At 67.8% G+C, this 10,454-nt stretch carries 11 protein-coding genes and 1 tRNA gene; 6 read left to right on the plus strand and 6 right to left on the minus strand.

What is annotated here, in order from left to right:
- The first annotated feature begins 201 nt into the window (after nucleotides 1-201).
- Entirely contained in the window at nucleotides 202-2,316 is a 2,115-nt protein-coding gene (locus WFI00_RS11845; protein WP_336632516.1) for a S9 family peptidase, read from the plus strand.
- A gap of 21 nt (nucleotides 2,317-2,337) precedes the next feature.
- Here WFI00_RS11845 and WFI00_RS11850 read toward each other — a convergent pair whose 3' ends face one another.
- The 3 genes from WFI00_RS11850 to WFI00_RS11860 are packed head-to-tail and all read right to left on the minus strand — an operon-like array spanning nucleotide 2,338 to nucleotide 5,593.
- Nucleotides 2,338-3,201: an anti-sigma factor gene (locus WFI00_RS11850; RefSeq protein WP_336632517.1), complete on the minus strand. Its 864-nt coding sequence runs from the start codon at nucleotides 3,199-3,201 to the stop codon at nucleotides 2,338-2,340.
- The gene (gene sigK, locus WFI00_RS11855; protein WP_336632518.1) at nucleotides 3,198-3,785 is read right to left on the minus strand and encodes an ECF RNA polymerase sigma factor SigK; all 588 of its coding nucleotides are present in this window, start codon (nucleotides 3,783-3,785) and stop codon (nucleotides 3,198-3,200) included. Before sigK ends, WFI00_RS11850 begins: the two co-directional genes overlap by 4 nt.
- A 44-nt stretch (nucleotides 3,786-3,829) precedes the next feature.
- Nucleotides 3,830-5,593 carry a cytochrome c biogenesis protein DipZ gene (locus tag WFI00_RS11860; RefSeq protein WP_336632519.1) on the minus strand — a complete coding sequence of 588 codons (1,764 nt, stop codon included), beginning with the start codon at nucleotides 5,591-5,593 and terminating at the stop codon, nucleotides 3,830-3,832.
- A 161-nt stretch (nucleotides 5,594-5,754) separates the two neighbouring features.
- Between WFI00_RS11860 and WFI00_RS11865 the strand changes: the two genes are divergently transcribed.
- The 5 genes from WFI00_RS11865 (at nucleotide 5,755) to WFI00_RS11885 (ending at nucleotide 8,910) form a co-directional block, all read left to right on the plus strand.
- Complete coding sequence (locus WFI00_RS11865) at nucleotides 5,755-6,417, plus strand: fasciclin domain-containing protein (protein ID WP_336632520.1); 663 nt, start codon at nucleotides 5,755-5,757, stop codon at nucleotides 6,415-6,417.
- 198 nt (nucleotides 6,418-6,615) lie between these two features.
- Nucleotides 6,616-6,691: transfer RNA gene (locus WFI00_RS11870), tRNA-Lys, on the plus strand.
- An 85-nt stretch (nucleotides 6,692-6,776) separates the two neighbouring features.
- On the plus strand, nucleotides 6,777-7,490 hold the full coding sequence (locus tag WFI00_RS11875) for a hypothetical protein (RefSeq protein ID WP_336632521.1): 714 nt from the start codon (nucleotides 6,777-6,779) through the stop codon (nucleotides 7,488-7,490).
- Between the two features lie 867 nt (nucleotides 7,491-8,357).
- Nucleotides 8,358-8,636 (plus strand): type II toxin-antitoxin system RelE/ParE family toxin, encoded by a 279-nt coding sequence (locus WFI00_RS11880; RefSeq protein ID WP_336632522.1) that lies wholly within the window; start codon nucleotides 8,358-8,360, stop codon nucleotides 8,634-8,636.
- Nucleotides 8,611-8,910 (plus strand): HigA family addiction module antitoxin, encoded by a 300-nt coding sequence (locus WFI00_RS11885; protein ID WP_336632523.1) that lies wholly within the window; start codon nucleotides 8,611-8,613, stop codon nucleotides 8,908-8,910. Before WFI00_RS11880 ends, WFI00_RS11885 begins: the two co-directional genes overlap by 26 nt.
- Before the next feature lie 43 nt (nucleotides 8,911-8,953).
- On the opposite strand, the gene WFI00_RS11890 is transcribed toward WFI00_RS11885, so the two are convergent.
- From WFI00_RS11890 to WFI00_RS11900, 3 genes are all read right to left on the minus strand, one after another.
- Complete coding sequence (locus WFI00_RS11890; RefSeq protein ID WP_336632524.1) at nucleotides 8,954-9,214, minus strand: Txe/YoeB family addiction module toxin; 261 nt, start codon at nucleotides 9,212-9,214, stop codon at nucleotides 8,954-8,956.
- Nucleotides 9,211-9,462, minus strand: coding sequence for a type II toxin-antitoxin system Phd/YefM family antitoxin (locus tag WFI00_RS11895; protein ID WP_172988416.1), 252 nt, complete (start codon nucleotides 9,460-9,462; stop codon nucleotides 9,211-9,213). The genes WFI00_RS11890 and WFI00_RS11895 overlap by 4 nt, the downstream gene beginning before the upstream one ends.
- Nucleotides 9,463-9,741: 279 nt before the next feature.
- Nucleotides 9,742-10,020, minus strand: coding sequence for an Abi family protein (locus WFI00_RS11900; RefSeq protein ID WP_336632525.1), 279 nt, complete (start codon nucleotides 10,018-10,020; stop codon nucleotides 9,742-9,744).
- Nucleotides 10,021-10,454 lie beyond the last annotated feature (434 nt).

The raw sequence follows: 10,454 nt of genomic DNA on the forward strand, positions 1-10,454 counted from the left end.
CGTCGGGTTTCGAAATGAGGGAGCCGATGGGATCGGCGGTGCGAACGAAGAGTTCACCGTGTGTTCAGGGTCCGGCAACCGGACGAGAGAAATCCTCGCACATCGGCGGGCGCTCGGTGGACGCATCGGCCGTGCGTACCGGCGCCGTCGCCGCTGCGCCGGACGCGCCGCGCAGCGGAGGGGTCGACTAGCGTGGAGAGGGTGAGCAGCGCCGAATCCGGGGGCCCCGTCGCCGCCGTCCGTCCGACCACCCGCACACACCACGGCGACGTGGTCCGCGACGACTACGAATGGCTGCGCGCCAAGGACGACCCCGACGTGATCGCGCACCTCGAGGCGGAGAACGCGTACACGGATGCGCGCACCGCGCATCTCGCCCCGCTCCGCGCCCGCATCTTCGAGGAGATCCGCTCGCGGACGCTCGAGACCGACCTGTCCGTCCCGTCCCGCCAGGGCGCCTGGTGGTACTACGGCCGCACCGTCGAGGGCCAGCAGTACGGCATCCACTGCCGAGCGCCGCTCGCCTCGCCGGACGACTGGACGCCTCCGCAGCTCACCCCCGGCGTGGAGGTGCCCGGCGAGGCGGTGCTGCTCGACGGGAACGTCGAGGCCGAGGGGCACGAGTTCTTCTCGCTCGGCAGCTTCGACGTGAGCACGGACGGGACCCTCCTCCTCTACGGCGTCGACGTCGAGGGCGACGAGCGCTACACCCTGCGCGTGCGAGACCTCGCCACCGGCATCGACCGCCCGGACAGCGTGGAGGGCACCGCCGCCGGCGCGTGCTTCTCGCCGGACGGCCGGTTCGTCGTCTACACGACCGTCGACGACGCGTGGCGCCCCGACACCGTCTGGCTGCACGAGATCGGCACGGATGCCTCGGCGGACGTGCGGCTGTTCCACGAGCCGGACGAACGATACTGGGTCGGCGCGGGCTTCACGCGCAGCGAGCGCTACCTCGTCATCGAGGCGGGATCGTCCATCACGACCGAGGAGTATCTCGTCCCGGCGGACGATCTGCGCGCGCAGCCGCGATCGATCTGGCCGCGACGCGAGGGCGTCGAGTACTCGGCGACGCACGCCGTCGTCGACGGCGAGGACGTGCTCTACGTGGTCCACAACGAGGGCGCGCTCGATTTCGAGCTGGTGCGCGTCGCGGCGTCCGATCCCCGGGGCGCGCGTCACGTCGTCATCCCCCACGAGCCCGGACGACGCCTGCTCGACGTGTCCGCGTTCCGCGACTGGGGCGTCGTCTCCTACCGCCGCGACGGTCTCGCGCGTCTCGGGATCCTCTCCTACGACACCGATCGGGTGGAGGAGCTCGCCTTCGACGAGGACCTCTACGCGGCGGGTGCCGGCGGCAACCCGGAGTGGGCCACGCCCGTCGTCCGTCTCGGGTTCGGCTCGTTCGTGACCCCGGGAACCGTCTACGACTACGTCGTCGAGACGGGCGAGTTCCTGCTGCGCAAGCGCCAGCCGGTGCTCGGCGGCTACGACCCCGCGGACTACGACCAGCGACGCGAATGGGCGACCGCTCCCGACGGCACGCGCATCCCCGTCTCCCTCGTCTGGAAGCGCTCGTTCGGAGCGCCCGGCGAGGGCGACGAGCGCCCCGTGCACCTGTACGGCTACGGCTCGTACGAGCACTCCATCGAGCCCGGGTTCTCGGTCGCCCGGCTGTCGATGCTCGACCGGGGCGTCGTCTTCGCCATCGCGCACGTGCGCGGCGGCGGCGAGCTGGGCCGGCAGTGGTACGAGGACGGCAAGCTCGGACACAAGCGCAACACCTTCACCGACTTCGTGGCCGTCGCGCGGCATCTGATCGCGGAGGGAGTGACCTCGCCCGACCGCCTCGTCGCGGAGGGCGGGTCTGCCGGCGGCCTGCTGATGGGGGCCGTGGCGAACCTCGCGCCCGAGCTGTTCACCGGCATCCTCGCCGACGTGCCCTTCGTCGACGCGCTCACCACGATCCTCGACCCCTCCCTGCCGCTGACCGTCATCGAGTGGGACGAGTGGGGCGATCCGCTCCACGACGCCGACGTCTACGAGTACATGAAGTCCTACACGCCGTACGAGAACGTCCGCGCCGACGTGGTCTATCCGCGCATCCTCGCCGTGACCTCGCTCAACGACACGCGCGTGTACTACGTCGAGCCGGCCAAGTGGGTCGCACGGTTGCGCGCGGTCGGCGCCGACGCGCTGCTCAAATGCGAGATGGTCGCCGGCCACGGCGGGGTCTCGGGCCGGTACAACGCGTGGCACCAGCGGGCGTTCGAGCTCGCGTGGCTGCTCGACGCGCTCGGGCTCTCGGAGGCCTGAGCTCGGGCTCCTGAGCTCGGGCTACGCCGTCGGGACGGCCAACACGGGGTCGGTGGAGGGCGTGCCGTCGGGCGACCCGCCGGAGGGCTCCACGGTCACCGCGATGGTGTCACCGGGCTGCATCTGCCCGGTGAGCTGAGCGGTCGCCGTCGCACCCGAGGCGTCGAAGGTCCCGGCCGGGATCGCGGTGCCGGCGCGTACGTACCAGAGCTCGAACGTGCGGTCCGCGTCGAGCGCGGGCAGGCCGTCGGCGACGAGGACCACCTTGCCGAGGCTCTCCGACCAGTGCACCGTGGCGGTTCCCCCGTCGAAGGCGGCGTCGGCGGAGGACGCGTCCGGCGCATCCTCGATCTGCTGCAGCGCCGTCACCGCCGGCGGCGTCTGCCACAGCCGCGACACGGAGCCCGCTCCCCATCCGATGCCGACGAGCAGCGCGATCGAGGCGACCAGCGCGAAGACGCCGCGGCTCCAGGTACGACGCTGGATGGCCTGCACGACCTCGGTGGGCGGGGCGGCATCCGCAACCTCCGCCGAATCCGCCGCGTCCGCCGCGATCGGCGCCGGTTCGGCCGCCTCCGCGGGCAGGACGCGGTTGGACACGCGCGTGGGTGTGTCGTCGTCCTCGGGCGCATCTCCCTCGGGCTCGTGCGGAGCCGGGGCCGTCGACGCCGTGATGGCGCTCAGCAGCTGCGAGCGCAGGGCGAGCGGCGGCGAGACGGGCGCGACGCCCTCCGCCAGAGCCGTCGCCGTCTCCTCATCGGAGTCGACGACCGACTCCCATTCGGGATGCTCGGCACGGGCCGCGGCGAAGGCCGCTTCATCGTCGGGCGAGAGGGCGCCTAGGGCGTGGCCGGCCGACAGCTCGGCGAACTCGTCGATGTTCATCGGGTGACCCCCATCTCCTGACGCAGGCGCGACAGTCCGTCACGCATTCTCGTTTTGACCGTCCCCAGAGCGGCCCCGGTCAGCGCCGAGATCTCGCTTTGACTGTATCCGCCGAAGTAGGCGAGGGTGAGCGCTTCGCGCTGCGGCTCGGGCAGCGCATCGAGCGCCCGCGCCACGCGCCGGCTCTCGATCCGGAGCTCCACCGTGTCCTCCACCCCTTCTTGAGGAGTGTGGAGGTCGCGGAGCCCGACTCGCTCGTCGCGCTCCGAACTGGACTGCGACGAACGCACCCGGTCGACTGCGCGCCGGTGGGCGATCGTCATGACCCACGTCCTCCCCTGCCCCTTGTTCGGAGCGAACGCGGAAGCGGATTGCCACACTTCGAGGAAGACCTCCTGCAGCACCTCTTCGCTCTGGGCGCGGTTCACCAGCACCCGCAGGATCAGACCGAAGACGCGTGCGGACAGCATGTCGTACAGCTGGGCGAAGGCGTCGCGGTCGCTCGCGGCGATGCGCACGAGCATCTCGCCGGCGTGATCGCGCCCTGGCGACTGCTCGTTCACTTCCACGCCGTCGATGACCATCCTTCACAGCATGCCTCATGATCGACCTCCTGTCGCACCGTTGCTCACCCGAACGTGAACGAGTAGGCCTCGACGCCCGGGGCGACCTCGACCTGCAGCTCGCCCGCCGTCACGCCGTCCGACGACGCGATCTCGTACGAGCGGGGCGTGCCCGAGACGTCGATCGTCGTGGTCGTCCCCTCGGTTCCGGTGACGCGCACCTCGCCTTCGCCTGCGAGCACCATGCGCACCTCGGCCGCGCGGTAGCTGAGGCGGATGCCCGCGGCATCCGACCCCGACGGCGTCGCGAACTGGGTCTGCACGTTCCATGCCCCGTCCAGGGCGAACGTGTCGGCGGCCTGGTCGGCCGGGTACGCGTACGTCCGCTCCCCCGCCTGGTAGCGGTCGGGGCCCGCGAAGTTGACGTCCTTCGACGATCCGAGGAACGTCTCGCGGGTGAGCGCTCCGCTCTCGGGGGTGTCGTCGGCCACCTCGGCCGGCGCCGGGAGGGCCACTCCGGGGTTCGCGGCTTCGAGCAGCTCGCGGATCATCTTCTCCGTCGCGGCGTAGTTGCCCTCGCCGAAGGAGATGTGACGAACCGTCCCCTGCGCGTCGATGAGGTAGTGCGCCGGCCAGTAGCTGTTGCGATAGGCCGTCCAGGTGGACAGGTTGTTGTCGAGCGCCACCGGATAGGTGATCCCGAAGTCCTTCGCCCCGGCCTCGACGTTGGCCGGATCCTTCTCGAACGCGTACTCGGGAGAGTGCACGCCGATGATCTCGAGCCCCGCGTCGCGGTAGGCCTTGTCCCACGCGACGACGTGCGGGATCGAGCGCTGGCAGTTGATGCAGGAGTATGCCCAGAAGTCGATCAGGACGACCTTGCCGCGCTCCTGGGTGAGGTCGATCGGGGCCCCGCCGGGGGTGTTGAACCACTGCTGGATGCCGCGGATCGCGGGAGCCGTGCCGCAGGACTGCAGCTCTTCGGCACCGTTCGTGCACTTGTCGAGGTCACGGTTCTCGTCGGTGACGAGGCCGCCGAGGCCGAGAGCCCGGGAGGCGTCCTCATTGCCGGTCAGGTCGCGCTGCAGCTGGGCGGTGTAGTCGGGCAGCAGACGCTGGAGCTGCTGCGGGACGTTGAAGACGAGTCCGACGGCGAGGGCGAGCATCGCGACGCCGGCGGCGATCCGCAGCCCCCGCTCGTGGGTGCGGAACGCGCGGATGCGTTCGACGACGCCGCGTCCGGCGAGCGCAAAGACGAGGAGCGGGATGGCGACGCCGATCGCGAACGACGCGGTCAGCAGCACCGTGTCGAGGCCGATGCGTCCGGTCGCTCCAGCGACGATGATCGCCGCCAGCACCGGCCCCGCGCACGGCACGAACACCGCGCCGAGGGCGAGCCCGACGCCGAACCCGCTGCCGCCGTTGGCGACCTCGCGGCGGGGGATCCACTGGAACGGCTTCTCGAGCAGCTGCTCGAACCGGGGCACGAGCAGGCCGACGCCGATGAGGATCAGCACCGCGATCCCGACCCAGCGGATGATGTCCTGCGGCAGGTTCAGCAGGCCGAGCACGAGCGACCCGACGAGCGTCACGAGCGTGAAGCTCACCACGAGACCCGCGATGACGAGGAACGGGCGGCTGCGCCGCGCCGGGATCGTCTTCGTGGTCGTGCGGGAGGAGCCGCCGCCACCGGCGGAACCGTCCGAGGTCGACTCGAACCGCGCCGATTGCGCGCCGCCGGTGAGGAAGATGACCGGCAGGACCGGCAGGATGCACGGCGAGATGCCGGTGATGAGCCCGCCCAGCAGGCCGATGATGATGAGGTCCATGGACTCCCCGTCTCTGTCGGGAGTGTTTCGCAGCCGCGGCCGGATCGGATGGGCATCCCGCGGTTCGAGCAGATCGTCGACGGATTTCCCATCCGATCCGCGCAGGGCTCCGAAGAAGGATCGAGGCCGCACCCCGCGGTCACCCAGCAACGGAGGGCATCATGCTCAGCACCAAGAAGAAGATCACTGCAGCTCTGACCTTGACGATCGCCGGCGCGTTCGCGCTGTCCGCGTGTTCCGGATCGACGTCCTCCGCCCCCGCGGAGACCTCGTCGGCCCCCATGGAGCAGCAGACGCCCATGTCCACGCCGTCGGCGATGGCGGATGACCCCTCGGCCAACCTCGTCGGATCGGGCTGCGCCGCCTACGCGAAGGCCGTGCCCACCGGCGCCGGCTCGATCGAGGGCATGTCGCAGGAGCCGGTCGCGGTCGCCGCGTCCAACAACCCCATGCTGACGACGCTCGTCTCCGCGGTGAGCGGCAAGCTCAACCCCGACGTCAACCTCGTCGACACCCTCAACGGCGGCGAGTTCACCGTCTTCGCCCCCGTGGACGACGCGTTCGGCAAGATCGACGCGTCGGTCATCGACTCGCTCAAGACCGACAGCGCCACCCTGACCAAGATCCTCACGTACCACGTGGTGCCCGGCCAGCTCGAGCCCTCGCAGATCGACGGCATGCACAAGACCGTCGAGGGCGGCGAGGTCGACGTCACGGGCTCCGGCGACAACCTGATGGTCAACGGCGCGAAGGTCATCTGCGGCGGCGTCCAGACCGCCAACGCGACGGTGTACCTCATCGACTCGGTGCTGATGCCCCAGTGATGAGGCGGGGATGACCGGGGGCGTTCGCCCCTCGTGTCCTCCCGCGACAACCCGGCCTCCCGGTCACTGGGGTCGTCCGGGTGCTCCGGCCTCACGGCCGGAGGGACGGCGCGGCCGTCGGTGTGTGAACGCCGGCGGCCGCGCCGCTGTGTGCGCGTACCGCCCCGGGCCCGGCGCACCGGTACGCTGGATGATCACGGGCCTCTAGCTCAGTCGGTAGAGCATCGGACTTTTAATCCGCGGGTCGTGGGTTCGAGCCCCACGGGGCCCACCAGTCAGGCACTGGGATCGCGCGGTTCCGCCAGGCAGTCGAAATCGGCAATCTCGGCGCGAACCCGTCCGTTGGTAGCTTCTTTGTCATGGGAGACGAGACTTGGATTGATCACCCTCCCCGAACGCGCTGGGAGCGGATAGGGAGGATCGCTGTCTTCTCGGCGCACGTCGAGAATCTCATCTATGAGATAGGTGAAGAACTCGCGGTGCCACGCGAGGAGATCCGATGTCTGTCGGGAACCGCCGCCGCTGAGAAGGTTCGCGACGTGGTTCTCGAGCGAGGCACATTCCCTCCTTGGATGTCGGTATCTCCTGAAGAGGTTCGCGCTTGGGCCAGCACAGCGAAGGGCGTGCTGAAGCAACGGAATCAGGTCCTTCATGCCATCGACGTCCAGGTGAGTGGGCCTGATGGCCTCCAGCTACGTCGGAAGTCAGTCGGCGTCTCTGACCGAACCGTCCCAAGCTCCGATGCCGAACTCGACCGAGTCATTCGGGACATCGAGAGCGTGCAACGAGAGGGTTCGGACGTTCGCACTGGCCTTCTTCTTTGCATGCGTCCTAGGGTTTACATCTCCTTCTTCTCGGGCGGCGTACGCATGAACTACGAAGGCGGGGAGTGGCCGGCCGAAGGAGAGCGGGCCGCAGTTGATAGGCACGTCCCTCTGGCCATCAAGTGGGGCGAACAGATCATGCGCGGTGAACCCACACCCAGCGGGTCGTACGAAAGTCCGACCGGGCCGCGAGCTGTGCCGCCATTCTTCTTCTTGCCGCTCGACTTGACAGCAGCGTTGTCAATCTAGATGTCGTGCATCTGGTTGCCACCGCTGACCGCGGCGTGCTCGCCTGGAGTGTAATTGGTGGCTCTCCATAGCCGCGCACCCAAACGTAAACGATAGGTGAGGATCGACGGCATCCGACGTTCAGAGAATTGCATGCGCTAGCATCGGCCGCCGAACACCGACACCGACCTGGGCGACACGGGCGTCCGCGTGGCCTGAGCTCCCCGGCGCTGTAGCTCAGTTGTAAGCCGAGAGCGCCCGGACTCCCTGGGGTGGGATGGTCCGGGCGTCCCTGCGTGGGCAGATGGGCGCACGCGGCATCAGTCCCGCGGAGGCCGGAGGCGAGTGCGAGAACCCGGCGGAATCCCATCCGACCACGCCTGCCCATGGCCGACTGAAGCTGTACGGAGGCAGGCCAACTTCCGCGTCGTTCCGGGGCCGAACGGCTCAGAGCGGACTCCCCTGGGCGCCTCTGGTTTGCTGAGGAGAGCCACCCCTGGCCCTCTTTTAGTCCGCGGGTCGTGGGTTCGAGCCCCAAGGGGCCCACCTCGGCTTTCTCCTCAGCGCCCCTGGAATCACTGGGATCACAGCGGTTCGATGTTCGAGAAAGACGATCCGTGACGACACTTTGACAACATCTGGGCGGTTCTCAACGCGTGCGATTGCTGGAAATGGGGGTCACAATTCAGACCGCGTTGACATCGGCGCGAGCGCGTGTCGAACTCGACCGACGGCGCTTGGCCGGTCGGGGATCTCGATCGCATGCCCCCCGGCCGCCCGTCACCTACCGCTATCGCGCAGTGTCTGTGTGGGGATCATCATTCGTGCGCTGGCTGACCGTCCCGCCAGACCCCTCCCAATACTTGCGCGTGACGCTAGTATGACGGTGTGAAGTTCGCGGATCCAGACATCGAGGAGTACTGGCTCGGTGGTCCAGCACCGCGACGAGTGCCACCCGACGTCCGAAGGCGTCTGGTGCGCAAGCGCCAAATGCTCGAGGCGGCAGCGGAGCTCCAGGATCTGAGAATCCCGCCGTCAAACCGCCTCGAGAAGCTGCAGGGTGACCGGGCGGGCACGTACAGCATCCGGGTCAACGACCAATGGAGACTGGTCTTCGACTGGGACGGAGGGGAAGCGAACAATGTCGCCTTCATCGACGATCACTGACGAGCTCTCGACGCCGGGTGAAATCTTGCTCGAGGAGTTTCTCGAGCCGTTCGGGCTGAGTCAGTATGAGCTCGCCAAGCGCATCAGCGTCGATCAGGCACGCATCTCGCGGATCGTCCGCGGTAAGCAGTCGATTACCGCGGACACCGCGTTGCGCCTAGCCGCGTTCTTCGGCACCACACCGCAGTTCTGGCTCCGACTGCAGGAAGGATACGACCTCGCGCTCGCCCGCGCCGAAACGCCGATCAGCAGCATCCAGCCCCTGAACGCCTGACCATCAACGCCCGCAAGGCGATCGGCGACCGGATGCCTTGATGTCAGTAGTGGTCCCGTGCCTGGAGGATCACGACGTGTTCGTCGGTGACGTAATAGACGAGGCGGCTCTTCTCATCGATGCGCCGAGACCAGGCTCCGGATAGTACATGGCGGAGTGGTTCCGGTTTGCCGATGCCTTCGAACGGGTCGCGAAGGATGTCAGCGATCAGCATGTTGATTCGCTTGAGGGTCTTGCGATCCTGCGTCTGCCAGTACACGTAGTCCTCCCACCCGTTCGAGTCGAAGGCAAGCGCGCGGGTCACGCGTCCAGGAGATCGTGCTGCTCGAACTCGCCGCGACGTGCGCGCTCGACCGCCTCAAGCAGCCGCTCTGCGTTCGCAGGGTTGCGCAGCAGATAGGCGGTCTCGGTCAGCGCATCGAAGTCATCCTTGGACATGATGACGGCATTGCCGCGTCGGGAGACGACCTCGACGGTCGTGTGGTCTTCGTTGACCTGTTGGATGAGCCCGAACAGGCTCTTTCGTGCTTCGGTTGCGGTGATAGCGGACATGATTGCCCTCCCAGGCTGAGTAGTACGTAAAACGGTACCACTCCCCTGCCTGCTCAACGACCGACGTGAGTGAAATCCGAGCCCCTGCCCGGGGCCGATTCTGTGACGACATTTTGACAACATCTGAACGTAGATGAGCGTCGGTCAGTGGTGGTGAATGAACCCGAGAACCGCGTGAACACGCGGATTTCGAGATTTCGAGTAACGCAGAACGGGGCCGTGCGTGGGTTCGAGCCCCACGCGGGCCACCGAAGTCAGTGATGCCCAAGAAACCCGAAATCAGGAAAACACCCGGTCAAAGGCCAGGGCGACCGATGTGCACGAATCCTGCAGTGATGCCGTCGTCTCCTTGCGTGCGGTGAAGACCTCGAGCAGGCTAGGCCCCGTCAGGATCCTGCTCAGGACCGACTCCGCGGGCTCCGTCGTGGCGTCACGGTAGGCGAGCGGTCGGACCGATCCGATCACGTCGCTCAGATGACTGCGCAGAGTGGCCTCGACGCGCTCGATGGCGTCGTGGACGAGGGTTCGCAGCTTCCGATCGAGCTCAGACAGCGCCACCAACATCGTGTGGCCTCGCGCGTGGAACGAAGCCATCGAGACGTTCCGGTCGCTACGAGTCGCCGATCTCACGGTAGGGGTACCAGTAGCCGCTCAGCCGGTAGTAGACCACGTTCCGCGGCCACTGCTCGGCGGTGGCCCGGTCAAGCACGAGGCCTCGTGACGCCGGGACATCGATCTGCTCATCGATGGTCGCGAACGGCTTGACCGGCTTCGTCGCGTCGGAGCGACCCTCCCCGACAAGAGATCCAGCCCACTCCAGCGATGCTGGGTGGGCTGAACAAATGACCCAGATCTTCCACTTTCCGCGAGTCATATGGACGTGGGCCGCCCCCTTCATTCGGTCCGGTCGCTGTGCGAGTCGTCGGTTTCCGATTGATGGGTGCATTGCCGAGCGTAGTCGACGGGTGCGAGGTAGCCGAGCGATGAATGCC

The organism is Microbacterium sp. MMO-56 (genome assembly GCF_037146215.1).
Classification (GTDB): domain Bacteria; phylum Actinomycetota; class Actinomycetes; order Actinomycetales; family Microbacteriaceae; genus Microbacterium.